Below are 22,615 nucleotides of genomic sequence, written 5' to 3'. Positions count from 1 at the left end.
CGTTACGAGGCAACGGTAACCATCGCCTCGATCATGATCTGGCTCCGGGCGAAACCCGACCAGAGCCGACCATGATCCGTCAGATGCGCTCTAGAGAAGCGCGGCGGCCCGGTCCAGGTCCTTGTGCTGTACGGCGGTGAGCGAACCGAAAACCTTCACCGCCTGGTAGTACGTCCACGCGAGGCTGGTGCACGCGGGGCGGACGGCCGAACTGTACGTGGCGCACACGCGTTTCAGGTCGGCGTAGAAGGTGTCGTCGATGCGGGACTTGTTGGCCGAGAACGTGCCGATCGCCTTGTAGTTGCGGTAGCCGAAGTCGTGGTGCCAGCAGGGGATCTCGAAGGCGAACCCGAGCGGGTTGTCGGGACTCGACGAGCAGTAGTCGGTGGACCAGTCGAAACCGTACGACGCCCAGGGGGCGCGGTTGGCGCGGGCCGCGTTCCAGGCGTTGAAGCTGGCCGCGGTGGGCTGGCTCCAGTTCGACAGGACGGTGGCTTTGGAGTCGGCGGCGTGCGCGGGGGCGGTGGGCGCGAGCGCGAAGCCGAGGGCGAGCAGTAGGGCGACGAGGATGCGACGGGTCATCGGAGCCTCCTAGGTGGGGGTGCCCAGAGACTCCATTATTTCGATTAACTTCGATGTAGCTCAAGGGAATCGTTGGTGTGGGCGGAGATGAACTCCAGGTCCGGCTCGTAGCCGAGGCCGGGGCCGGTGGGCACCTCGACCAGGCCGTCGACGCTGACGATGGGCTCGGTGGTGACGTCGCGGGCGTAGTACTTGTCGGAGCCGGACACGTCCGACGGCAGGGTGAAGCCGGGCAGCGCGCTCAGGGCCACGTTCGCGGCGCGGCCGATGCCGAACTCGTGCATGCCGCCGCACCAGACCGGGATCCCGTGCTCCTGGGCCAGGTCGTGGGCCCGTACGGCCGCGGTCAGCCCACCCATCCGGGAGACCTTGATGTTCAGCACCCGGCCGGATCCGAGGCGCAGCGCGGTGTCCAGGTCGTCGAGCTCCTCGATCGATTCGTCCAGGCAGACGGGCGTGGACAGCCGCTGCTGCAGGTCGGCGAGCGCGGCGAGCGCGCGTGGCGCGTACGGCTGCTCGATCATCAATAGCCCGAAGCCGTCGAGCTCCTTCATGATGTCGAGGTCGCCGGGGGTGTAGACGCCGTTGGCGTCGACGTGCAGCGCGACGGTCGGGAACGCGGCCCGGACGGCCCGGACGGGCTCGACGTCCCAGCCGGGGGCGATCTTCAGTTTGACCCGGCGGTATCCCTCGCCGACCCGCTGGGCGACCTGCTCCAGCAGCGCGTCGATGGTGGGCTCGATGCCGAGCGAGACGCCGGCCTCCACTGATGTTCGCGTCCCGCCCAGGGCGGCGGCGAGCGACTGGCCGGCGGCTCGCGATTGCAGATCCCAGACGGCCATGTCGAAGCCGGCGCGCGCGAACTGATTGCCGCGGATCTTGAATGCGGAGCCCTTGAGGACGAGGGGTGCCAGGTGATCACGAGCCACGGCCCAGCAGGACTCGACGGTCTCGGCCGAATAGAACGGGCCGCTCGGCGAGGCGATCTCACCCCAGCCGGTCGAGCCGTCGTCGGCGGTCAGCGTGACCAGGATGTGCTCGAGGAAACGCTTGGCGTGCGAACTGGTCTGGAACTCGTGCACCAGCGGCAGGCGCACGCGGCGCAGCTGAACGGTCCGGATGTCGGTCATGTCTCGTCCACGTAGAGGTTGAGCTCGGCGGCGAGGGCGTCGCGTTCGTGCAGGCGACGGCCCGCGCCCTTGGAGCTGGCGATGGTCAGGGTGGCCAGCAGGTGCAGGGCCAGGACGATCGAGGTGGGGGAGTTGGCGTACGAGGCGCTGTCCCGCTCGACGACGATGGTGATGCCGGCGGCGCCCGTGAGCGGCGCGTCCGGCGCGTCGGTCACGAGAATCAACTCACCCCCGTGCCTGGTGTACGCCTCGGCGATGTCCACAGTGTCACGGCGGTAGCGCTCCATGGAGACGGCGACGAGCAGGTCGCCCTGCCGGATGTCGCCGAGCACGTCGAGGGGCCGCATGACCAGCTGCACGGCGGAGAGGCCCGCGCTGAGGTCGGCCGCGAGCAGGTTGGCGTACGCCTGCGACTTGCCGTTTCCTAAGACGAACCGCCGCCGGGCGGAGACTATGCGGGCGGCGGCCCGCTCGATCGCGTCGTGCTCGGCGGCCCAGGCGAGGGCCTTGCCGAACTCGGCGCGCTGCTGTTCGAGGACCCGTTGTTTGAGGACCTGGGCGGAGCGGCGCTGGACGTTGCGGTCGAAGCGTTCGGCGGGTGTGGTCACTGCGCATCCCGGACGAACATGTAGCCCACCTGGTCCGCGGTGTGTTGCCTTTCCACGCCGACGAGCCTTTTGCCGCTGGCGAATTCGGACTTGATCTTCGCGCGAAGCAGTCCGCGGTCCTCGGCGCCGGGGGCGGCATAGCGATCAGTGGCCGGCGCGGTTATTACGGAAAACTCCGATTTAATGGCGTACGGCTTGTAGAGATCCCACGACACGAGAAGCCGGTCCGAGTCCCCATCGTCGTAGTAGTCGGGCAGGAACCGGATCGCTGTCGCACCCAGGATGGCGAAGTTGAAATGAGCGTTGCGCAGGGCGTACGGATCGAAGGTCCACCGCATCGTCCGCGCGCCGGTTCCCCGCGCCGCCTCGGCCTGGGCCTGCTTGAGCTTGCGGCCCACGCCGGCGCCTTGGAGACCCGGCGCGACGGCGGCCGCCTGCGAGTAGTGGTAGAGCTCGCCGTCCTCGACGGCGCAGAACCCGTAACAGAAGCCGACGAGCTCACCCGCCTCGTCGAACGCGCCGATCACGGTGCCGGCGTTCTCCCGCAGCGCCGCCAGCAGCCGCGGGCTGATGCCGAACTCCGGATGCTCGTAGCCGAACACCGACCGGTACAGCGCCGAGGCCGCCGTCCACTCGCCGAGCCCGGCGAGGTCACGGACCACGATCACCAGCCACCTCCCTCAGATACGTTTCGTATAACCGGCACTATGCCGCCGCTTGCCGTGTTTGACAACGTCCGGGGTGAAACTTAGCGTTCGTATATGCACCCGATCGAGGCACTGCGCAGGTACACGCTGATCGAGTCGCCGACCGGCGACCGCAAGGCCCTGGACGAGCTGGCCGAGGTGCTCTCGGCGGACGCCGCGCAGGCCGGCTTCCGCACCGATCGCGAGGACGGGCATCTGCTCTGGTCGCGGCCCGGCGGCCCCGGGCGCCCGCTGCTGTTCCTGAGCCATTACGACACCGTCTGGCCCGTGGGCACGCTGCGCGACATGCCATGGTCCGTCGAGGGCGACACGATCAAAGGCCCGGGTGTGTACGACACCAAGTCCGGCCTCGCGGCGCTGCTCGCCGCCGCCTCTTCTTCTGGCGAAACCACCCGTGAGATCCGGGTGCTGGTGGTCGCCGACGAGGAGATCGGCTCACCGACCGCCACGGGCCTGGTGCGATCCGCGGCCGCCGAGGCCCACGCCGTGTTCGGCCTGGAGCCGCCACACCCCAACGGTGACCTCAAGACCGGCCGCCGCGGCAGCACCCGCGCCCGCGTCACGGTCACCGGCATCGAGTCACACGCGGCGCTCGACCCCGACGCCGGCGTCAACGCCATCGACGAGCTGATCGACCAGCTCCTGCGCGTGCGTGCCCTCGTCGACGGCCGCCAGGTCCTGCTCAACACGGGCACGATCGAGGGCGGCGGCCGCACGAACGTGGTCGCCGGCCACGCCCACGCCGACCTGGGCCTGCGCTTCCTCGATCCGGCCGACGAGGAGGCGGTGCTGGGCGGCCTGGCGAAGCTGAGCCCCGTCCGCCCCCGGGCCGAGATCGCGACCACCCTGCTGGCTCACCGCGCCACGTGGCGTCCCGGCACCGACGACCTGCTGGCCCGGGTCGTGGCAGTCGCCGACAGCATCGGCCAGAAGCTCGGCGGCAGCCCCGCCGACGGTGCCGCCGACACCAACACCACCGGCGCGATGGGCGTGCCCACTGTCGACGGCCTGGCCCCGCGGGGAGGCGGCGCCCACGCCCGCCACGAGTGGGTCTCGGCCGCGGGCATCACCGAGCGGATCGCCTTGCTGGAGGCCCTGTTCAGCCTATGAGCAGCGCGGTGGCGAGGTCGGCCGCGATCTCGAAGGTCGGTGCCGCCCTTGTGGTCTCATCCGGGTTCAGCGCGATGCGCTCGACCCTGGCCAGCATTCGCCTCGCGGTTTCCCGGTCGTCGAGCGTCATCGCCAGTTCGGCCCGGTACACCAGGACCTCCACGTGCGTGACGGGGTCATCGTCGTCCCGCGGGCGAGCCAGCGCGCTGTCGAGGATGCGGGCCGCCTGGCCGGCATCACCTTTGGAGTCGGCCAGCACGACGGCGTTCGCCAGCGCTTTGGCCAGTCGCCCGGCGGGAGCGGGCACGGGCCCGGGCGCCGGGGCGGGCTTCTGGAAGACGCGGATCCAGTTGCCGCCCGGGTCGATGACGCTGAAACCGCCCAGCCCGTCGGCGTTCCTGCGGGCCCGGGGCCGGGTCATCCGCGGCGTCCCGGACACCAGCACCTTGCCGTAGGCGGCTCGCATGCCGGCGGCGAAGGCCCGGTGCAACTCCGCGATGTCCGGGGTGAGCACGATGCAGGAGCCGTACGACTGCTCCGGGTCGAATCCGGAGATCTCGAAGAACTGCAGGTTCAGGTCTTCCCGTTGCACTCCCGCGCAGGGGTAGGGCTTGCGTTGCCGGTACGTGGTGCTGAAGCCGAGAGCCCCGTAGAAGGCGAGGATGTCGTCGATCGACGCGCAGGGCAGCAGGGGAACGGTTACCTCGTTGGCCATGGCTCCTTCCTAGGCGCCGCGGCCGGTCCATCGCCCATGGAAATAGCCGATCATCGCCCGGTCCCCGCTGATCGGACGATGCGACCGGTCAGGAGCTGAGTCGGGGTGCGGTCTTCGTGGCCGTCCACACGCCGGCGATGAACAGGGCCGGGGCCAGCAGGATCAGGACGCCGTCGGTGGGCAGGGCCAGGGCCGAGATCAGGCCCGCCGCCACGAGGCCGATCGCCCACGTGGCGTAGAAGCGCTGCGAGTGGGGGCGTGGCGCGGGCTGGTCGGTGACCGTCACCCCGGGGTTGAGCCTGATCCACTCCTGGGCCACCTCGAGCGAGACGGCGGGCAGGCGCAGGTCACCGTTCGGCGCGCGGTACGGCTGCTGCTCCGGCATGCCGGGACCCTGGGCCAGGTTCCACAGCGGGCCGATCGCCGCGCCCACGAAGGCCAGCACCGAGCCCTGGAAGATGCCCACGAGCAGCAGAACGATCGACAGCACCAGCAGCGGCAGCGACAACGGTGCCAGGCGCACGTAGCGGCGGACGTTCCGGGCGGTCCGCGCGTCCACCGGCAGCCGCTGGGCCGGGCGGCGCCGGTAGCGCCACCTGCTCAACGGGACGTCGACCCACTCCGGGTCGGGCGAGCCGTCGGTGACGGCGACGGCGGGCATGCGCACGTCGGCGACGAGCGCGGCGGGAACGACGAGATCCATGGTCGGCTCAGCGTAGCGACGATGGGCCAGTCCGTCGAAAGCCTCATGAGGGCACCCCCGGTCACCTAGAGTCGGCTTTCGGGGGAAAACCGACGTAAGGGGTGCGTGGTGTTCGAGCCGATGCTCATCGGAGGCGCGGCCCATTTCGACTGGGCCGAACCGGACGGGGTGCTCGCCACCTACGTCTCGCAGATGGACCGCCTCAGCGACGCCGTCGACCCGGGTGTGCCGCTCGGGCTCAGCGTCGGTGGCCTGCTCATCAGCGGCGAGCTCATCCCGCAGTGGCAGTGGTTCGCCGAGGTCAGCGAGCTCAACGACCACGAGGACGCCTTCTACGTCGGCACCGCCGAGCACGTCAAGGAACAGTCCGACCTGGCCCACGCGGCGATCAAGTCACGGGACATCGGCGACGAGGTCACCCAGCGGCAGTACGCGGCCCTGATGGCACCGACGCGCTACATCCACCTGCGCAACGCGAAGATCCACTACCCGGGCACGCAGCCGACCAAGGGCCGTCTCTGGCGTGGCCGGCTGGCCGACATCACCGGCTGGACACCCGGCGCCAGCATTTAGGCCTGAGCGGCCTCCAGGTCGAGCACGAAGAGCGAGCCGCCGTCCGGGTTCGGCGTGTAACGGATGTCGCCCTCGTTCGCCCGGGCCAGCCCGCGCACGATGTAGAGCCCCAGGCCGGTGCCGCGCACGCTGGTCGCGTCGCGCTCGGCCCGGGCCAGCCGCTCGAACAGCCGGTGCCGGAACTCGGCCGGCACACCCGGCCCGTTGTCGGCCACACCGACACTCACCCGGGAACCGTCGCGGCCCACGGTGATCGACGTGGCGCCGCCGCCGTACTTGGCCGCGTTCGACAGCAGGTTGGCCAGGATCTGCTGCAGATGCCCCGGATTGCACAGCGCCGACTGATCGTCGCCGAGAACCGGCAGACCCTCCAGGTCCATCGCCACGAGGGCTTGGGAGATCTGGTCACGCATACCGATTTCTTGCCGTACGGCGGTGAGCGAACCCGCGTCGATCGAGACCATCGCCAGGACCTCGCGCACGATGTCGTCCAGCCGGCCGGCCTGCCGGGCGATCGCCTCCACGGCCCGGTCGCGCATGGCGGGACTCGTGCCGTCGGCCAGCACCTCCGCGTAGCCGCGGATCGACGACAGCGGGTTGCCGATCTCGTGCCCGAGCATGCCGATGATGTCGAGCTTGAGCCGGTCGGCCGCCTCGAGCTCGGTGTTGCGCTCGGCCAGCGCGGCCGCGGCCCGGTCCCGGTCGGCCTCGGCCGCCCGGCGCGCCGACACGTCGGTGATCACGCCGATCAGGTGTTTGGGACGGCCGCCGGACTCGCGGACGACCGAGAACGTGGCCGACACGTCGACCCAATGCCCGTCGGCGTGCCGCAGGCGGCCCTCCTGGGTGTAGGCGTCGCGTTCGCCGGTGAACAGGTCGGCCCGGTGCCGGCGGCTCTCCAGCAGATCGTCCGGGTGCACGAAATCGCGGTCGTGCCGGCCCACGAGGTGCTCGACGGTGTGCCCGAGCATGGCCGCGTAGGCCGGGTTGACCGACACCAGCGACCCGTCCAGCCCGTAGACGGCCTGCCCGGCCGCCGAGTGGGTGAACTGGGCCCGGAACCGCTGCTCGCTCTCAGCCAGCGCCTGCTCGGCGGCGCGGGCCGCCGTCACATCGGTGTTGATCTCCAGAACCTGGTCGGCCGGCAGGTGCAGCACCTGGCGGCTGAGCACGGTGACTACCCGGCCGGCCGCGGTGAGGTGCTCGAGCTGGCCGTCCCAGTGCCCGCTGCGAACCAGCCCGTCGAGCGCGTCCTGCTCGGAGCACTCCTCCGGGAAGACGGTGGACAGCAGGCGGTGGATGCTCTTGCCGGCCACCGCGGACAGCGGCCAGCCGTAGAGCTGCTCGGCGCCCGCGTTCCACCAGCGGATCGTGCCGTCGCGGTCGCGCACGATCACCGCGGCCGGGATCAGCTCCAGCAGCCGGGCCTGCCGGCGCAGCTGCGCCTCGGCCGCCCGCTGCGCGGTCACGTCCTCGGCCTGGCTGACCAGGTAGAGCGGCCGGCCGGTCTCGTCGCGCACCTCGGCCGTGCGCGACGACACCCACACCTCGTGGCCGTCCTTGTGCAGGTAGCGCACGACCGACCGGCCCGGTGTGGCGTCGCGGTCGTCCGGGTGCACGATCTCGGCGTACGTCATCCGCAGCAGTTCTTCCGGCTCGTAGCCGGTGATCGCCGACAGGGCGGGATTCGCCTGCAGGTAGCGGCCCGGCACGCCGTCGGACAGGCTGATCAGGCCGAGCCCGAGCGGCGAGTTGTCGAACGTCATCCGGAAACGGGTCTCGCTCGCCTCCAGCAGGGCCAGGGCGTGGGTGCGCTCGACCAGCAGGGCGGCGTTGCGGGCGGCGTCGTCGGCGTGCTGAAGGGCCGAGCCGAGGCTGTCGGCGAGCAGGGCCAGCTGCTGCACCTCGGGGGCGTCGAACGCGCCGGTCCGCGCCGAGGAGACCTTCAGGCAGCCGATCACCCGGTTCTCGGCGTGCAACGGGGCGATCATCATCGAGCCGATGCCGTGCCGCTCGCAGGCGGCCCGGTCGACCCGCTGATCGGTGGCGGTGTCGGAGCAGTAGGCGGGAGCGCCGGTGGTCAGCACCTGACCGCTGAGCGAACCGGCGACCGGAACCCGCGCGTCCTTCGCGGCGGCGAGGGTGCCGGCCGTCGCGGCGTACACCAAATCGTCGCCCTGAACCAGCTCGACGGTGGCGCCGTCGGCGTCCTCGAAGAGCCCGACCGCCCGGGCCGCCACCACGCGCAGCGCCGCGTCCCGGTCGGCGGCCGCGGCGGTGACATCGCGCTGTACGGCCAAGGTGGCCCGCAGCCGCTGCACCTCACGTTCGGCCGCGAGCGCGGCGTCCCGCTCGGCGGTGATGTCCTGCAACTGCACCAGCCGCCAGCGGCGACCGTCCGGGCCGGGGATCAGCGACAGGCTGACCCGGGTCCAGCTGATCCGGCCGTCGGCGTGCCGCAGCCGGTTGTCGTACTGCACGTCGGCGGCGCCGCGCAGCAGGGCGAGGCGGGCGCGGGCGCTCGCCTCGATGTCGGCCGGGTCGGTGATCTCGCGATGGGTCAGACCGATCAGCTCGTCGACCGGGCGGCCGGTCAGCTCGGCCGCGGCCGGGTTGGCCCGCCGGAACCGGCCGTGCTCGTCGGCGATGAGCAGCCCGATCGGGCTGCCGTCGAACGCCGTGCGGAACTGCTCCTCGCTGCGCTCGTGGGCCTGCTGGGCGGCGAGGGTGGCGGTGACGTCGACCAGCTGGGCCAGGAAGTGCGCCGGCGCGCCGTCGTCGTCGCGCAGCATCGTGACGGTCAGCAGGCAGTGCGTCAGGCCGCCGTCACGGCGCCGGTAGCGCTTGTGCGTACGGTAGCTGTCGATCCGCCCGGCCAGCAGGTCGGCCGCCTGGGCCGCGTCGTTGTCGAAGTCCTCGGGATGGATGACCGAGGTGCGGGTGCGGGCGAGCAACTCGTCCGGGGTGTAGCCGAGCATGCCGGCGATGGCCGGGTTGACCCGCGCCCACTCGCCGTCCAGGCCGACCACGGCCATGCCGATCGGCGACGACTCGAACAGGGCGCCGAACGAGGGAGGCGCCGCCGCACGAAGCATGTACTCCTAATCGGCGGCGCCCGGGCCGATGTGAGCCGCCGGACCGCGATCGTCGTCCCGCCGGAACAGTCGGCGCAGCAGGTCGCGGCCGCCGTCGATCACGTCGCCGGCCTCGGACAGGATCCGGTCGCCGGCGATCGCCCACTCGGCCAGCAGCGAGGCCGCCCGGTCCATGGTGCGGCGGGCCTGCTCGAAGTCGTCGGAATCGTGGCGCAGCAGCCACAGGCGGCGCGCCTGGTCCCAGGCCCGCGCCCGCGTCATGGTCACCAGCATGCGCTGGCTCCAGTCGTCGAGCGGGCCGACGAACTCGTCCAGCTCCAGCTGCCAGCGGTCGGAGAAGCCCCGGCGCAGCGGCGGGATCTCCTGGTAGAAGATCTCGTTCACCAGCAGGTAGTCGGGGTGGATGATGTCGTCGGTGGGCGCGCCCAGGTCGACCCAGGTGGCGATCAGGGCGAGCGCCAGGTCGTGGTTGATGTGCGCGTTGACGCCGAGCATGGCCGCGGTCAGGCGGGTCATCTCCACGTCGCCGGCCCGCTTGAAGAGCACCTCCCACACGTCGGGGGTGTCCTCGTTGTCGTTGTTCCACAGGTCGATGGCCGCGAAGTAGCGCCGCGCGAACTCGACGTCGAGCCGCTCCAGGAACTCGGGCGAGTTCACCCCGTCGACCAGCGCCGAGTCCACCCGCCGGGTGATCTTCAGGTAGAGCTCGTTGAAGGCGGACACCCGGTTGTTGGCCGGGCTCGGCGGCAGCTCGTCGAGGATCCGCTGCATCGTGACCAGCATGGCGATGACCTCGCCGATGGTCGTCGGCTGTTTCACCAGGCACTCGGTAACCTGCGAGCCGAGCGGCGCCCAGCCCCGCCCGGAGGGGATCGTCAGGGCGGACAGCTCGAGCCGCTTCTCGCGCAGAAGCTCCGCGCTGCCCCGCGCGGCAGCACGATCGAACGTCGTAGTCATGGCGACAGCCTCCACAGCGAAACGCCGTCTCGCCACCGACTTGTCAGTAACTTGTCCGCGAGATCCGCCACGCCCCCGGAAAGTCACGCGAAGAGAGCCCGGTTCGCGCGGCTCCACCGAATCCGCTCGGCCGTCTCGTCGAGAAAGCCGCTGGCCTGCCACCCGGCCTGCGGCTGCCGCCCCTGCCGGGCCAGCAGCGTGGCGCGCCGCCAGACCAGCTCCTGCTGCGCGATGACCTCGTCCACGTCGACGGCCATCCCGTACGCCGCGGCGAACAGAGCCATCCGGCGTCCCCGGTCCGGCGGCGCCGGATAACGCAGCCAGCGCACGCAGGTCTCGTCGTCGCGGAACGGAGCCACATATTCCAGCGCGTACGCCACGTCGTGAACCGGTCTCGCCGGCCAGGCATAGTCCCAGTCGATGATCCCCACGGGCTGATTCCCGTGCCACACCAGGTTCCACGGCCCGAAGTCCCCATGACAGACGACCTCGTCCTCGGTCATCGGCTCGGTACGCCCCGCCCAGCTGGCCGAGGGCCGAAAGCCTTTCACCGCTTCGTGATAGTCCCGCAGCAGCCGTCCCATGGCCACCAGCCCGGCCTCGTCGACCACCTTCGCCCACCCGTCGGGCCCGGACTCACCGTCGACGTAGGTGAGCACTTCCCGGCCTTCGCCGTCGATCCCGAGCACCCGGGGCGCATAAGGGAACCCGGCCTCTTCCAAATGCCGCAGCAGCTCATGCACGGCCGGCGACCAGGGTTGCAGCGGCCGCCGCACGGTGTCACCGACCCGGACAACCTGCCGATGCGGCTTGTCCTGCAACATCTCCCGATCAGTCACGCCCCTACCCTGCCAGCCAGACCCGCGCCGCGGCCGACCGACTCGGCCCGAGAACCGCCTTGGGGGTGCCCGTTTCCAATAGGCGCCAGATTCCGCTTCTTCCGGCGGAGTTGGGGAGCCTCCGGGCATGGCCGATCGCGGACAAGGCCCACGCCCATGACCCGACACGCACCGGCCTGCGCCGGCGAAGCATCCGCCACGCCATCCCCGAACGGTCCGACGAGCCCTCGCAACCGCTCCGGCCTGGCGTGCCGTCCTCAACCGCTCATCTCGGCCTCGATCCGGCTTCGGTGATCGGCCGGACACGGCCGAGGACTGCGTCCAGCCGGTTGTCGAGGAGGCCGCTCAACTCCAGCACCGGGGTGTTCTCCCAGGCTTCGAGCGGGTCGTCGTAGACCAGCTCCAGGAGTGCGTCGTTCATGCGCGTGCGGAGGCCGGGCAGCTCCGTGGCGGGCAGGAGGCGTTCCGTCTCCGGGGTGATCACCGTGATGACCAGCAGGTCGAGGGTGGCGAAGGCGCGGCGCAGCTCCGCGGCCTCGGTCTGCTCGGACGGGTCGGCGCCGATGGCGGCCAGGTAGGCGAGATAGTCGAGCGGTGACCGGTCGAAGACGGTTCCGGGCGGTGACGGCGGCGCCAGCAGGCTCCGTACCGAGCAGGCCAGCATCGCCCGGTAGTCCTCCGGCGACGGCGGGAAGTCGCACTCGTAGCCCTGCTCCTCCAGAAGGTAGTACGGCTCCTCGGCCAGGACATGGCCGGGCAGACGTGCGCACAGCGCCTCGGCGAGCGTTGTCTTTCCGGTTCCGTGCGTCCCGGAGATCGCGACCCGCATCCGTTCTACTCCCGGCCCCGTGCGAGCAGCTCGGTGAACCAGGCCGCCTCGGCGACCGGGACCATCTCGGCCTTGGACCAGAACGCCCGCGCCGCGTCGGTCTCCGGGTCGCCCGCCCGGGGCGTGGTGGCCACGTTGCCGCTGAAGTACACGGTCACGTGCTCATCGTCGTTGCGGACGCACATCTCCACGGTGGCGCACGTGTCGGTGGGCCGGGTGGCCAATTCGACCAGGGCGCCCAGCTTCTGCTCGCCGAAATGGTACGAGTCGACGACGGAGTTCGGGCCGTTCGAGCCGATGCTCATGCTCAGCAGGCCCGGTGGGCGGGTCCGGGGGACCAGGGCGAAATGCTGAGGCGAACCGTGACGGCGGTCGAAGTCGATGCGCAGGGCGTCCATCACCAGCGTCTGTTCGGGCACCGACTCGTCGACCATCAGGTCGCTCGCCTGCGGCGCGGGAGCCTCGGCCTTACCGGCCAGAGCCACCGCGGCCGCGACGACGATGAGCAGGATGAGTGCGCGCTTCACGACGCGAGGCTAACGATCGCGGCCAACGGCCGTTGCGTGCCGTCCGCGGGGCGCTGCTGCCTCTCGATCTCGGTGAAGCCGGCCCGGCGCAGGCGGGCCGAGAACTCGTCGACCGGCCAGCGGTAGGCGGTCGCGACCTTGTGGTCGAACGGTTCCAGCCGGTCGCCGCCGTCGAAGAAGCCGGTCACCAGGACGCCGCCCGGCGCCATGGCCCGCCGGAAACCGGCCAGCACGTCGTCGAGCTCCGGCGGCGGGATGTGGATCAGCGAGTACCAGGCCAGGATGCCGGCGAGGGAGGAGGCGTCGAGTTCGAGAAACGATCCCAACCGGTAGTCGCCGTCCGGGAAGGCCGCCCGGGCGTGGGCGACGAAGGACGGGACCATGTCGATGCCGGCCGCGTCGACGCCGAGCGAGCGCAGGTAGTCGGTCAGGTGGCCGGGCCCGCATCCCAGGTCGAGCACCCGGCCGGGAAGGGAAAGATGCCGGCGGAGCAGGTCCAGGTCGTCGGGGTGGGTCTGCTCCCGCGTGCCGAACAGGTCGATGTAGAGGGTGGACACCGACCCGTACGCGTCACGCACCTGTTGTGAAGTCACGACGCGACTCTAGTAAGAAGCACCCATGAACTTGAACGACTATCAGAAGGCGGCCTTGCGCACCGCCGCCCCGCGGGACAAGCACAACGAGGTCTTCCACCTGCTGCTCGGGCTCGTGGGGGAGACGGGCGAGATCGCCGAGAAGGCGAAGAAGATCGTGCGGGACCGGAGGAGCGACTTCAGCCGGTGGGACCGCGACGATCTGGCCAAGGAGCTCGGCGACGTGCTCTGGTACGTCGCCGTCATCGCGGACCACTTCGATCTGGCGCTCGAGGACGTCGCCGCCGGCAACATCGCCAAGCTGGCCGACCGCCAGAATCGAGGCGTCCTCGGCGGCAGCGGCGACAACCGTTAGGCCTTGACCTCGCGCAGCTCGCCGGTCGTCACGTCGTAGACGAAGCCGCGGACCGATTCTTTCACCGGGATGAACGGGTCGGCCACGATGCGGCGGATCGACTGGCGTACGTCGTCGTCGAGGTCGCCGCCCGCGTTGCGGATGACGTGCGCGTCGCCCTCGGACAGGCCGAGCAGGCCGTACGGGTTGAGACGCGCGTCCATGCAGGCGACGACGGCGACGTGCTTGGCGGGCGGCAGGGGCAGGCCGCCCTTGTCGAAGGTGGCGGCGTAGGCGGCGGCGTTCTCGAGGAGGGAGTCGGTGACGCTCATGCCGTCAACATGCATCTCCCACCTACAAAGTAGGAGCGCCGAACCAGGTCATTCCCTCGCCGTGGCCGGCGGTCCAGGCCAAGGGCTTGCCGTCCAGGGCGAGGACGTTCTTGTGTTTGCCGGGGAACGGCGGCAGGTCGGGGTAGACCAGCACCTCGGGGTCCTCGACGGCGATCCAGTGGCCGGGCAGCGAGCCGGCCAGGGAGGTGAACCGGCGGCGGGTCTCGTCGGGCACCTGGTACAGCACCGACGTGTGGAAGACGACCAGGGTGGCGTCCCGCGGCGCCGACCAGGCCAGGCCGGGCAGGTGGTCGACCAGGTCGCCCCGGACCAGGTCGGGCGGGTCGGCGGCGGCGATGGCGGCCGCCTCCCGCAGGCGGGTGCGGCGGTGGTCGTGCTCGGGCCAGATCAGGGCGTCGAGCCAGGCCAGGTCGGCCGGCTTCGTGACGTCGAGCGGGTTCAGGTCGATGCCGGCCCGCCACACCACCGTCGGCAGCGACGTGGGCAGGGGCACGCCGGAGGCCTCACACGTCAGCAGTGGCCCGGAGGTGCCGACCCGGTGCGGCCCGTAGGCGTACGAGTAACGGTCCGGGTAAAGGTTGAGGCCGGCCGAGCAGCCCACCTCGAGCAAGGCCAGGGGCTGCGGCAGGGCGGCCAGGATCGGCAGCAGCAGCGCGCAGCGGTTGACCTCGTTCGTCTGGGTCGCCCGGGTCAGCAGCTCGCGCTGAACCGACGGCCAATGGGACCGGACGAAAGCCGCGAACGCCGTAGGCGAGTGGACCGGCCCGCCGAGCAGCCGCACGACCCCGAACAGCAGGTTCGGCTGGCGTTTCGGCAGCGGCACGGTGTCCAGCAGCGCGAGCAGGCCGTTGTCGCGAGCTACCGACCGCGCCAACCGCTCATATGTCAGCGAAACCCCACGCGCCTGGCGCTCGGCGAAATCGTCATACCAATCGGCGGCCGTCATGGCCCGCATGATCGCAGACAATCGCCCCGGGCACTGCCCCGCTGGTATGCGATCGCGACCGCCTCCACACTGAAGAAGTGACGGTCATAGATGTGTATCTCGAAACGGCCGCAAGCGCCTGCGCCTTCCTCGGCCTTCCGGCCGTGGCCGAGCGCTGGGATGACCCGAGCGCCCTGGCTCGGCTGCGCACCGGCCCTCTCGCCGCCCACCTGGCCAGCCAGCTCGTCCAGGTGCCGCCCGTGCTCGACGCCCCGGTCACCGGTGACCGGGTCTCCCTGTCCGAGCATTTCGCCCGCTCCACCTGGACCGACGGCGACCTCGACAGCGAGGTCAACACCTACATCCGCCGCATCTCCGAGGACGCCGCCACCGCCGGCCACGCCGCCGTGACCGACGCCGCCGGCGCGGCCCTCGCCCAGTTGCGCCACCGGCTCCCGGCCGAGGAACCCGATCGCGCCGTCCAGCTGCCGTTCGGCCCCTGGTCCCTCACGCTGGCCGACTACCTCACCACGCGACTGCTCGAGCTCACGGTGCACGTCGACGACCTGGCCGCCAGTGTGGGGGCCGAACCACCCGCGATGCCCCCAGCCGCCCTCGACACCACGATCGGCGTCCTCTGCCGGCTCGCCGTCGAGCGGCACGGCGCCCCGGCGGTCCTTCGCGCGCTCAGCCGGGCCGAGCGGGCCCCGCGGACCATCGCGGCGCTCTGATCACGCCACTTCGCCGGCGACCCCGCGGCGCAGCGGGAGGGTCATGGTCGCTCCGCGCTCGATCGGGCGTACACCGGAAAGGCCCTGGTTTTTTGCTCTGGTCAGGAAGTCCGTCAAGGGGGACTTCATCACTTTGTAGTCGTCGTAGTGGATCGGCAGGGTCATCGTGGGGCGGATCAGGTGGGTCAGCTCGACGCCCTGATGGCCGTCCATGGTCAGCAGCATGCCGAGCATCTTCGTGCCGCCCAGATGAATCAGCATGGCGTCGATCTCGCCCATGCGGCGGGGGATCGCGGCCAGCGCCGCGTCGAAGAGCGTGTCGCCGGTGATGTAGAGGCGCAGCGCGCACCGGCCGTCGACCTCGAGCTCGATCACCGAGCCCATCACGTCCGGCAGCAGACGGTCGGCGAAGCCGGGCCCGTGCCGGCCGGGCACCGCGGTGACGCGCAGGCGCTGACGGTCGCGGGTGTACTCGCGGCACTCCCAGGTCGGCAGGCCGCACACCGCCAGGTAGCGGCGGCGGCGCAGGCGGCGCTCGGCCTGCGGCGTGGTCAGGATCGGCAGGGTGGGCTCGATGACCCGGCGCGCGGCCAGGTCGAAGTGGTCGCCGTGCAGGTGCGACAGGAGCATGGCGTCGACCTCGCGCATGTCGACCGCGTCCATGGCCGGGTCGCGCAGTCTCTTCGTCCACGCGCCGTTGCCCAGGTAGACGCGGCTCCCGGCCGCGCCGAACGCGGGGTCGGTGAGCAGGGTGAAGCTGCCCAACCGCAGGATCGTGGTGGCATTTCCGACAAAAGTGACGCTGGACTGCATGCGAGGGGCCTTCCCATTTGTCCCCGTTCTACACCACTCCCGCTCTACACCACACAGTGACGAAGAGATGACTGCCCGGACTCCCAAGCCGAGAGTACGCCGCGCGCCCACAGCTCATCGAGCTTCAGCGCGCAGCGCGCTCCGAACAGGACATCGCCCGCGAGCTCCGGCTCGGCCGCGGCGAACGAGCCGCACAGGTCGTGCGCGGCGATCTGCTCGTGCACCGCGTCCGCCTCCACGTGCTCGTCGTAGTACGCGGTCGACGCCGCGTCCCCGCCGAGGCGGCGCAACCCGTTGCCGTACGCCCGGTTGGGAAGGGTCGAGGTCATCTCGTACGCCGCCAGATGGCCCAGCATCGCGCCGCGCCACCGGCGGCGCAGCCCGAACAGCGACATCACGTTGTTCACGGCCAGGGTGGCCGCACCGGCCGAGTCGACATAGGTTCCGTAGGTCGTGTCCAGCCCGAGCCAGCCCATGGTCTGCTTGAACAGCTCCTGATGCATCTTCGGGAGCTCCCCACCGCCGTACTCATCGGCCTGGATCTCGATCAACGCGGCCTTGGCCTTGCCGCCCAGCCGGGGGATGGCGAAGGTGTGCGGATCGGCCTCGCGCAGCTGATAGATCGAGCGGTGGGCGACGAACTCGCGGAACTGCTCCAGCGTGGCCCGGCCGCGCAGGTAACCGGAGAGCGACGGCCCGTCGTCCTCCTCGACGATCTTCGCCAGCTCGGCCGGAACCGTGGCCGGGTCGACCCGCGGGGGCGGGCCGGCCAGCTCGGTCAGCGTCGCCTCGAAGACACGCTCGGCCGCCGCCCGCACGCGCAGCACGTCCGGGTCCCACTCCCACAGGTCGTCGACGCCGTCCCAGCCCCGGTAGGCCAGCTCGTAGCAGATGAACAGGCTCAGGTGCAGGTCCTCGTCGTCGTCGAAGACCGGCGTCGCGGGCAGGGAACCACCCCGCCCGCCCAGCGCGTCGATCAGTGCGGCCGAGACGGAGCCGCGGGCCGTGGGGAGCTTCATGGCCGCAAGGCTTCCCCGTGGCCGGTGCCGTAAACGATCTGTTTGAGTCGCAGCTCAGCGGGCATCCGCCGGGCCATGTCGACAAAGATCGTGCCGTACCAGGACGGCCCGCTGATCGTGCGGGGCGACTTCGAGCTGGAGACCCCCGACGGCGAGCCGATCGACCCCGGCCGCGGGACCATCGCCCTGTGCCGCTGCGGGCGCTCGGCGGTCAAACCGTTCTGCGACGGTACGCACAAGGCCGTCCGCTTTCGGGCCGGTACCGATCGGGAGACACCCGCACCTCGCTGAGATTCCCTGGTTTGCCAACGCGGAAAAAGGGTAGGCCGCTGCGGCGAATGAGGGAGCTGATGCGGGTGATCCCGTTTGGGGCGCTGTCCGGCCTGCCGGTTGATCGGGTCGTGTGCGGGGACAGTCTGGGCCGGTCGCTGCTGACCGCGGTGGCCCGCGACCACGGTGAGACGGCCGGCCGGATCCCGTTGCTGGGGCGGCTCGGGCAGCTCCCGCCGGAACGGCGTCGCGACGAGCTGGCCCGCGAGGCCCACGCCGAGGCGGTGCCCCACTACGCGGCGGCGGCGATCGACGCCGAGGCCGTCGCCGAATGGGTGACCGGCCACTATCGGGACGCCACCTATCCGGCCGTGCTGCTCGGGTCGCCGCACGGCGCGGCGGCCCACCTGGCCGTGGCGCTGGGCGCGGCCTGGCTGCCGACCAGCTTCACCACCGCCCTGACCTGGCCCGGCGGCGACGCCGGGGACTGGCCGGGCGCGCTCGAATGGGGCGCGTCGCTGGCGGAGCGGATCCTCGAGCGCAACCCCGGCGTCAGCGTGCGGCAGGTGCACGACCCGCTGCGCGGGGGACCGCCGTGCGGTTCGACGGTCCGGCTCTACCTGCGCTGGCACAGCATGCCGGAGGCGTACGAGACGTTCCTGCGCGAGCGGATCGCCGACGACGGCGCCTCGCTGCTGCTGCGCGACCTGCGCACCTGGCCGGCCCGGTCGCTGACCTCCCGGCACAGCTTCCAGCTCGGAAGCCCGGTCGGCGGCTGGCAGCCGGACGACTACACGATCGGCAACCCGGCCTTCCGGGTCGTCCTGGACGACCTGGGCGTGGACCGCTGGCCGATGCCGTCGCAGGCGCCGCCCCGCTACGCCGAGCGCTCCGGCGAGCCGGCCTTCGGCATGGACCTCAACCGGATCGCTGTCGAAACGGGGCGCCCCTCGCACCGGGTGCTCTACGCCCAGCCGGAGACCCTGAGCGCCTGCGTGGCCGACCTGCTCCGCGAGACGTCCACGCGGGAGCGCTGCGCGGTGGCCTGTGGCCGGCTGCTCGACCCCTGGCAGACCCGGGCGAACGGCCTGGTGCCGTACTGGTGCGAGTCGGCCGCCCGCCCGGCGGTCGAGGCGGCCGAGTGGTGGCTGGCCGGCAGCCCCGCCTTCGACGAGGTCACGGTGCTGCCCGAGGCCCCCGGCCACGACAGCGACCAGGTGGCCACGCTGGCCCACTGGCGTTCGCTGACGTCGTTCGGCCGCGAACGGGGCCGCATCGACCAGCTGGCGGCCAGCCGCTACCCCATGCTGCCGCTGGCACCCGGCCACGCCAGCCGGGTGCTGGCCTCGGCCGGTGAGGCGCGTCCGGCTTCACCCCCGATCTCTTTGCCGTACGCGGTGTCGCGGCTCCAGAAGGCGGGCACCCCCCTCGGCCTGCTGGTCAGCTGAAAAGCATCGGCGGCGCACAAGTTTCTCTCAGGGCGGCGCGGCACATTGGGGTCACGCCCGACCGGGCGGGCTCATAGTGGAGGAAGCGCCGTGCATTTCTCGGGGTTGATCAGCGCCATCATCGTCGGTCTCATCATCGGCGCCCTCGGGCGTCTCGTGGTGCCGGGGCGGCAGAGCATCCCGATCTGGCTCACTATATTGATCGGTGTCGTGGCGGCCGTTCTCGGCACGTTCATCGCCGCCGCCATGGGTGTGGCGCAGACGCCGGGCGTCGACTGGATCGAGCTGGGGATCCAGGTGATCCTCGCCGCGGCCGGTGTCAGCCTCGTGTCGGGCTCGCGAAGCTACCGGTAGCTGGGACTTCCCTGCGAATTCAGACGATCTCCCAGTCGAGGGTGCCGTCGGCGACGCGGGGGCGGAAATGACCCCCGTACGGCCGGCCGGTCTCCAAGGCCTTGGCCGTTTGTTCCAGAAATTCGGTGACCGAGGCCGGCCAGCGTTCGAAGCTCACGCCGTCCTCCGGGAAGTATTCGCCGACCCGGCCGTGGCCGCCCGGGCGCTGATCGACGAGCAGGCAACCGCCGTCGAGCGTCCGCGCGAACGGCACGAGCCCCTTGTCCCACGCGCCGCTGGTGCGGCAGTTCGCCTGCCACTCCGCCAGGATGCCGTTGAGCGCGGCCGGCATGTAGAACGGCGGCAGGTCGAAACCGAACGCCGCGGACAGTCCGTCGTGCCGCCGCAGCGAGGCGACCAGGTCGGCCGGGAACGCCACGGACATCCGCCGCTGGAGGGCGTCGATCCGATCGTGGGGCGCCGGGCGGCCGAGGGTTCCGGCGCTGACCGGAGCGTGCGCGGCCAGCCAAGCCTCGATGCGCTGCCAGGCCTTGTCCACCCGAGCGGTGGTGGCGGCATCCGGGCGTGTCACGGTGACCGGGCCGGCGTTTTCCGGGCAGATCGATTGAGGTGTACGGCGGGGGACAGGCACCGGGGCCGCGTCGCGGGTTATCGACAGTTCGGCCGTGCTCCTTCCGAACCAGGCGATTCCGCACACCAGAAGGACCATGAACGCGAAGACGGCCACGAGGGCCAACACGATCCGCTGTCCGCTCACGGCCGGCTTGGTGTACAGCACCGCCGGCGTCACGGCGGCCCGAGCTACCAGCATGTCGTCGAGCCACTGCTCATCGCCGAGTCGCCCGGCCGGCCGCACGGGCAGCATCTGCTCGTCGACGTCGCCCACGGTCACGACCGCGGCCGCGATGCCGTGCCCGGCCAGCGCACCGAGCATGAGGGTCGTGCGGTTGACCGCGTCCGGGCCACCCCCGCTGACGACGACCGCCGGCGCCCGCACAGCCTCGGCGAGGTCGGCCAGGGTCCAGCCGTCGGCCCCGAGCGGAACGAGAAGCCCTTCGGGCGCTACGACAAGCACCAGCCCGTGCGCCTGCCGCAGGGCCACCACCAGATCGCGCGCCTGCTCGAGACCCAGCCGCGACACTTCAGGCAGTTCAAGCACACCGGCCAGATGCCCCCGAGCCGGATCGTCGTCATCGACGACCGCCCCAACGCTGACCAGCCCCACCGGCACTTCAGCGGCCGAGGCCAGAGCCCCCACAGCAGCCCGCCACTCCACATCGGCCGAGGCGCCCACGACAATCCAGATCCGAGCCCCCGCCCAACCTCGATCCACATCAATACCCTAGCCAGCCACCCCACCCGGCGTTGCCCCTCCGCCTCCCACAGCGCGGCCTTCCGCCACCCCGGGCCTTCCCGCCACCCGGGCTTCTTGCCAGCAGGGCCTCCCGGCACCCGAGTTTTCCGCCACCCGGCCTGCCGCCACCCGGCCTGCCGCCACCCGGCCTTTCCGCCAGCCGGGGCCTTTCGCCGCCCGGGGCCTTCCTCCTTAGCTTCCGCTTTCGCTTTTCACCCCTTGCCTTCCGCGGCCTAGGCCCTCTGCCGCCTCGGCCTTCCGCGGCCTCGGCCTTCCGCGGCTTCGGCCTCTTACCTTCCGCCGCTTCGGCCTTCCGCGCTGTCGGGCTTCCGCACCTTGGCTTTGCCCCTTGGCCTCTCACGCCTCGGCCTTCTGCCGCCTCGACGTTCCGCGGCCTCGGCCTTTTGGCCACCTCGGCTTTCCGCCCCTGGCCTTCCCGCCCCTGGCCTTCCCCCTCGACCCCTCCGGCGGACCGCCCGATATTTCGGGCATATCAAGGCAATGTGATGACCTGAGCCGCGTACGAGAGGCCGGCGCCGAAGCCCACCAGCAGCGCGGGACCCGTCGTGTCGGGCAGGGCGGCCATCGCTTGGGGGATGGAGGCCGCGCCGGTGTTGCCGTTGGTGATGATGTCGGTGGCCACCTTGACGTGCGGGCCGAGTTCCAGGGCCTTGGCGGCGGCCGAGGTGATGCGCAGGTTGGCCTGGTGGGGAATGAAGGCGGCGAGGTCGGCCGCGGCGATGCCCGCGGCGTCCAGCGCGCGCCGGGCCAGATCGGGAATGACGGAGGTCGCCCAGCGGAAGACCTCGGGGCCGGCCATGCGCAGGATGCCCGACTCGTCGTACCGCAGAACCTCGCTCTTGGAACCGTCGGCGCCCCACACCACCGGGCCGATGCCGCACGTCGGCGCCGGGCCGACGACCACGGCGCCCGCGCCGTCGCCGAAGAGGAACGCCGTGCCGCGGTCGCGCTCGTCGATGATGTCGGTCATCCGCTCGGCGCCGACCAGGACCACGTGGCCGGCCGCGCCGCTGCGGACGAGGGCGTCGGCGGTCGCCAGTGCGTACGGGAATCCGGCGCACGCCGCTCCCAGATCCATGGCGGCGGCGGAGGTCGCCCCCAGAGCGTCAGCCACCAGGGGCGCCACGGTGGTCGCGCGGCCGCGGTGGGACATCGTCGCCACCAGGACGGCCGACACGTCGCGCGGCTCGACACCCGCGTCGGCCAGCGCCTTGGAGGCGGCCGCCGTGGCCATCGTGACCAGGTCCTCGTCGGGTGCGGCGCGCCGGCGCGACTCGATGCCGCAGCGGCGGCGGATCCACTCGTCACTCGAGTCGATCAGCGCGGCGATCGCCTCGTTGCCCACCTCGGTCCGTGGGCGGTACGCGGCGACGCTCAGGATGCGCGACCCGGGGTGACCGGCGCGGCACTGCAAAGGGTTGGCCATGACATGCAATACAAGCATGCCCGACTGGGTGCACTCTGATTCCTTAGTTCCTCGCCGGTAACTAAGCGCTCCAGCGAGCGCGGCCCCAGGTTTCATAACGCTACGTAGCGGCACGAAAATGCACATCTCACTGCTCGGGCACCGTATTGCCCCACCCGCCTCGTATCGGCGGATCATGCTCTTTTCGATTGGCATGATCGTTTAATTGTTCCCGATCTTCCGGGTACGGGATAATGGTTCATGGCGCAGCTGGGGTTCTTTTCTAGGTCTGACATTGCTGTTTGGCGCGATTGGTCGGGAGTGCCGAGTCATTCGCCGGAGATGGTGGAGTTCCGGCGTGGTCATGCGGAGCGGCGACGGTGGGGACTGAAACGGCGTCATGCGCTGAAGTTGTGTCGAATGCATGGTTGTTCGCGGGTGTGCGGGGAGTTGGGCTTGCACGATTCGTTCGAGCGGATACCGCCGCTGCTCAGGGACGACGACATCGAGTGGGTGCGGCGCCCGGGTCCGAGCGGGCCGGTTGACCCGGCGGCAGGTGCTGGTCACTCGCCTGTTGGCGGTGAGGAGAAGCCCGTCGAGGCCGAAGCGGTAGCGCGAGT

The 22,615-nt window shown here is 71.0% G+C and carries 25 protein-coding genes; 7 read left to right on the top strand and 18 right to left on the bottom strand.

Translation table 11 applies throughout. The annotated features are described in order from the left end of the window. Positions 1 to 90: 90 nt before the first annotated feature. The 4 genes from CRP55_RS27820 to CRP55_RS27805 are packed head-to-tail and all read right to left on the bottom strand — an operon-like array spanning position 91 to position 2,988. Entirely contained in the window at positions 91 to 582 is a 492-nt protein-coding gene (locus CRP55_RS27820) for a phospholipase (RefSeq protein WP_097323082.1), read from the bottom strand. A gap of 44 nt (positions 583 to 626) precedes the next feature. Continuing rightward, entirely contained in the window at positions 627 to 1,712 is a 1,086-nt protein-coding gene (menC, locus tag CRP55_RS27815) for an o-succinylbenzoate synthase (protein WP_097323081.1), read from the bottom strand. Continuing rightward, positions 1,709 to 2,320 carry a MurR/RpiR family transcriptional regulator gene (locus CRP55_RS27810; protein ID WP_097323080.1) on the bottom strand — a complete coding sequence of 204 codons (612 nt, stop codon included), beginning with the start codon at positions 2,318 to 2,320 and terminating at the stop codon, positions 1,709 to 1,711. Before CRP55_RS27810 ends, menC begins: the two co-directional genes overlap by 4 nt. Then, on the bottom strand, positions 2,317 to 2,988 hold the full coding sequence (locus tag CRP55_RS27805; RefSeq protein WP_245923406.1) for a GNAT family N-acetyltransferase: 672 nt from the start codon (positions 2,986 to 2,988) through the stop codon (positions 2,317 to 2,319). Before CRP55_RS27805 ends, CRP55_RS27810 begins: the two co-directional genes overlap by 4 nt. Positions 2,989 to 3,081: 93 nt before the next feature. Here CRP55_RS27805 and CRP55_RS27800 point away from each other — a divergent pair, with 93 nt between their 5' ends. Then, complete coding sequence (locus CRP55_RS27800) at positions 3,082 to 4,137, top strand: M20/M25/M40 family metallo-hydrolase (RefSeq protein WP_097323078.1); 1,056 nt, start codon at positions 3,082 to 3,084, stop codon at positions 4,135 to 4,137. Here CRP55_RS27800 and CRP55_RS27795 read toward each other — a convergent pair. Beyond that, entirely contained in the window at positions 4,127 to 4,852 is a 726-nt protein-coding gene (locus CRP55_RS27795; protein WP_097323077.1) for a DUF8817 family protein, read from the bottom strand. The two genes, CRP55_RS27800 and CRP55_RS27795, sit on opposite strands and share 11 nt — an antisense overlap. Before the next feature lie 88 nt (positions 4,853 to 4,940). Further along, positions 4,941 to 5,555 carry a hypothetical protein gene (locus tag CRP55_RS27790; RefSeq protein WP_097323076.1) on the bottom strand — a complete coding sequence of 205 codons (615 nt, stop codon included), beginning with the start codon at positions 5,553 to 5,555 and terminating at the stop codon, positions 4,941 to 4,943. A 108-nt stretch (positions 5,556 to 5,663) separates the two neighbouring features. On the opposite strand from CRP55_RS27790, the gene CRP55_RS27785 reads away from it, so the two are divergent. Then, positions 5,664 to 6,128, top strand: a complete 465-nt coding sequence (locus CRP55_RS27785) for a GvpU-like protein (RefSeq protein ID WP_245923405.1) — start codon at positions 5,664 to 5,666, stop codon at positions 6,126 to 6,128. On the opposite strand, the gene CRP55_RS27780 is transcribed toward CRP55_RS27785, so the two are convergent. The 6 genes from CRP55_RS27780 to CRP55_RS27755 form a co-directional block, all read right to left on the bottom strand. Beyond that, on the bottom strand, positions 6,125 to 9,223 hold the full coding sequence (locus tag CRP55_RS27780; protein WP_097323075.1) for a PAS domain S-box protein: 3,099 nt from the start codon (positions 9,221 to 9,223) through the stop codon (positions 6,125 to 6,127). The two genes, CRP55_RS27785 and CRP55_RS27780, sit on opposite strands and share 4 nt — an antisense overlap. Before the next feature lie 6 nt (positions 9,224 to 9,229). Next, positions 9,230 to 10,180, bottom strand: a complete 951-nt coding sequence (locus CRP55_RS27775) for a DUF5995 family protein (RefSeq protein WP_097323105.1) — start codon at positions 10,178 to 10,180, stop codon at positions 9,230 to 9,232. Between the two features lie 83 nt (positions 10,181 to 10,263). Then, complete coding sequence (locus CRP55_RS27770; RefSeq protein ID WP_218854710.1) at positions 10,264 to 11,019, bottom strand: aminoglycoside phosphotransferase family protein; 756 nt, start codon at positions 11,017 to 11,019, stop codon at positions 10,264 to 10,266. Positions 11,020 to 11,284: 265 nt separating this feature from the next. Then, positions 11,285 to 11,848 (bottom strand): ATP/GTP-binding protein, encoded by a 564-nt coding sequence (locus CRP55_RS27765; protein WP_097323074.1) that lies wholly within the window; start codon positions 11,846 to 11,848, stop codon positions 11,285 to 11,287. Positions 11,849 to 11,853: 5 nt separating this feature from the next. After that, the gene (locus CRP55_RS27760; RefSeq protein ID WP_097323073.1) at positions 11,854 to 12,375 is read right to left on the bottom strand and encodes a hypothetical protein; all 522 of its coding nucleotides are present in this window, start codon (positions 12,373 to 12,375) and stop codon (positions 11,854 to 11,856) included. Then, a complete protein-coding gene (locus CRP55_RS27755; protein WP_097323072.1) occupies positions 12,372 to 12,968 on the bottom strand; it encodes a class I SAM-dependent methyltransferase in 597 nt (198 codons plus the stop codon). Before CRP55_RS27755 ends, CRP55_RS27760 begins: the two co-directional genes overlap by 4 nt. 25 nt (positions 12,969 to 12,993) lie before the next feature. Between CRP55_RS27755 and CRP55_RS27750 the strand changes: the two genes are divergently transcribed. Next, positions 12,994 to 13,323 (top strand): nucleoside triphosphate pyrophosphohydrolase family protein, encoded by a 330-nt coding sequence (locus CRP55_RS27750; protein ID WP_097323071.1) that lies wholly within the window; start codon positions 12,994 to 12,996, stop codon positions 13,321 to 13,323. On the opposite strand, the gene CRP55_RS27745 is transcribed toward CRP55_RS27750, so the two are convergent. Together CRP55_RS27745 and CRP55_RS27740 are read right to left on the bottom strand one after the other, a co-directional pair. Next, a complete protein-coding gene (locus CRP55_RS27745) occupies positions 13,320 to 13,634 on the bottom strand; it encodes a carbonic anhydrase (RefSeq protein WP_097323070.1) in 315 nt (104 codons plus the stop codon). The genes CRP55_RS27750 and CRP55_RS27745 overlap by 4 nt on opposite strands. A 22-nt stretch (positions 13,635 to 13,656) precedes the next feature. Continuing rightward, positions 13,657 to 14,601: a DUF2332 domain-containing protein gene (locus CRP55_RS27740; RefSeq protein WP_097323069.1), complete on the bottom strand. Its 945-nt coding sequence runs from the start codon at positions 14,599 to 14,601 to the stop codon at positions 13,657 to 13,659. Between the two features lie 77 nt (positions 14,602 to 14,678). Between CRP55_RS27740 and CRP55_RS27735 the strand changes: the two genes are divergently transcribed. After that, on the top strand, positions 14,679 to 15,311 hold the full coding sequence (locus CRP55_RS27735; protein ID WP_097323068.1) for a maleylpyruvate isomerase N-terminal domain-containing protein: 633 nt from the start codon (positions 14,679 to 14,681) through the stop codon (positions 15,309 to 15,311). Here the strand turns inward: CRP55_RS27735 and CRP55_RS27730 are convergent, their stop codons facing one another. Next, positions 15,312 to 16,124, bottom strand: a complete 813-nt coding sequence (locus tag CRP55_RS27730) for an MBL fold metallo-hydrolase (RefSeq protein ID WP_097323067.1) — start codon at positions 16,122 to 16,124, stop codon at positions 15,312 to 15,314. A gap of 44 nt (positions 16,125 to 16,168) precedes the next feature. After that, positions 16,169 to 17,143: an iron-containing redox enzyme family protein gene (locus CRP55_RS27725; RefSeq protein WP_097323066.1), complete on the bottom strand. Its 975-nt coding sequence runs from the start codon at positions 17,141 to 17,143 to the stop codon at positions 16,169 to 16,171. A 75-nt stretch (positions 17,144 to 17,218) separates the two neighbouring features. On the opposite strand from CRP55_RS27725, the gene CRP55_RS27720 reads away from it, so the two are divergent. From CRP55_RS27720 to CRP55_RS27710, 3 genes are all read left to right on the top strand, one after another. Next, positions 17,219 to 17,434 carry a CDGSH iron-sulfur domain-containing protein gene (locus CRP55_RS27720; protein WP_097323065.1) on the top strand — a complete coding sequence of 72 codons (216 nt, stop codon included), beginning with the start codon at positions 17,219 to 17,221 and terminating at the stop codon, positions 17,432 to 17,434. A gap of 59 nt (positions 17,435 to 17,493) precedes the next feature. Continuing rightward, entirely contained in the window at positions 17,494 to 18,861 is a 1,368-nt protein-coding gene (locus tag CRP55_RS27715) for a hypothetical protein (protein ID WP_097323064.1), read from the top strand. 90 nt (positions 18,862 to 18,951) lie between these two features. Further along, complete coding sequence (locus tag CRP55_RS27710; protein ID WP_097323063.1) at positions 18,952 to 19,215, top strand: GlsB/YeaQ/YmgE family stress response membrane protein; 264 nt, start codon at positions 18,952 to 18,954, stop codon at positions 19,213 to 19,215. 19 nt (positions 19,216 to 19,234) lie between these two features. Here CRP55_RS27710 and CRP55_RS27705 read toward each other — a convergent pair whose 3' ends face one another. Further along, positions 19,235 to 20,548 (bottom strand): SMI1/KNR4 family protein, encoded by a 1,314-nt coding sequence (locus tag CRP55_RS27705; RefSeq protein ID WP_143234910.1) that lies wholly within the window; start codon positions 20,546 to 20,548, stop codon positions 19,235 to 19,237. 514 nt (positions 20,549 to 21,062) lie between these two features. After that, positions 21,063 to 22,034, bottom strand: a complete 972-nt coding sequence (locus CRP55_RS27700; RefSeq protein ID WP_097323061.1) for a beta-ketoacyl-ACP synthase 3 — start codon at positions 22,032 to 22,034, stop codon at positions 21,063 to 21,065. Positions 22,035 to 22,615 lie beyond the last annotated feature (581 nt).

Source organism: Paractinoplanes atraurantiacus (genome assembly GCF_900215205.1).
GTDB lineage: Bacteria > Actinomycetota > Actinomycetes > Mycobacteriales > Micromonosporaceae > Actinoplanes > Actinoplanes atraurantiacus.
Note: the sequence above shows the minus strand (reverse complement) of the source record. Positions and strands in the feature narration are given on the sequence as shown.

What these genes read in the sequence shown, in the direction of transcription:
- CRP55_RS27820 (WP_097323082.1), bottom strand. Translation starts at nt 582, where the DNA reads ATGACCCGTCGCATCCTCGTCGCCCTACTGCTCGCCCTCGGCTTCGCG.
- menC (WP_097323081.1), bottom strand. Translation starts at nt 1,712, where the DNA reads ATGACCGACATCCGGACCGTTCAGCTGCGCCGCGTGCGCCTGCCGCTG.
- CRP55_RS27800 (WP_097323078.1), top strand. Translation starts at nt 3,082, where the DNA reads ATGCACCCGATCGAGGCACTGCGCAGGTACACGCTGATCGAGTCGCCG.
- CRP55_RS27795 (WP_097323077.1), bottom strand. Translation starts at nt 4,852, where the DNA reads ATGGCCAACGAGGTAACCGTTCCCCTGCTGCCCTGCGCGTCGATCGAC.
- CRP55_RS27790 (WP_097323076.1), bottom strand. Translation starts at nt 5,555, where the DNA reads ATGGATCTCGTCGTTCCCGCCGCGCTCGTCGCCGACGTGCGCATGCCC.
- CRP55_RS27780 (WP_097323075.1), bottom strand. Translation starts at nt 9,223, where the DNA reads ATGCTTCGTGCGGCGGCGCCTCCCTCGTTCGGCGCCCTGTTCGAGTCG.
- CRP55_RS27775 (WP_097323105.1), bottom strand. Translation starts at nt 10,180, where the DNA reads ATGACTACGACGTTCGATCGTGCTGCCGCGCGGGGCAGCGCGGAGCTT.
- CRP55_RS27765 (WP_097323074.1), bottom strand. Translation starts at nt 11,848, where the DNA reads ATGCGGGTCGCGATCTCCGGGACGCACGGAACCGGAAAGACAACGCTC.
- CRP55_RS27750 (WP_097323071.1), top strand. Translation starts at nt 12,994, where the DNA reads ATGAACTTGAACGACTATCAGAAGGCGGCCTTGCGCACCGCCGCCCCG.
- CRP55_RS27745 (WP_097323070.1), bottom strand. Translation starts at nt 13,634, where the DNA reads ATGAGCGTCACCGACTCCCTCCTCGAGAACGCCGCCGCCTACGCCGCC.
- CRP55_RS27740 (WP_097323069.1), bottom strand. Translation starts at nt 14,601, where the DNA reads ATGACGGCCGCCGATTGGTATGACGATTTCGCCGAGCGCCAGGCGCGT.
- CRP55_RS27730 (WP_097323067.1), bottom strand. Translation starts at nt 16,124, where the DNA reads ATGCAGTCCAGCGTCACTTTTGTCGGAAATGCCACCACGATCCTGCGG.
- CRP55_RS27725 (WP_097323066.1), bottom strand. Translation starts at nt 17,143, where the DNA reads ATGAAGCTCCCCACGGCCCGCGGCTCCGTCTCGGCCGCACTGATCGAC.
- CRP55_RS27720 (WP_097323065.1), top strand. Translation starts at nt 17,219, where the DNA reads ATGTCGACAAAGATCGTGCCGTACCAGGACGGCCCGCTGATCGTGCGG.
- CRP55_RS27715 (WP_097323064.1), top strand. Translation starts at nt 17,494, where the DNA reads ATGCGGGTGATCCCGTTTGGGGCGCTGTCCGGCCTGCCGGTTGATCGG.
- CRP55_RS27700 (WP_097323061.1), bottom strand. Translation starts at nt 22,034, where the DNA reads ATGCTTGTATTGCATGTCATGGCCAACCCTTTGCAGTGCCGCGCCGGT.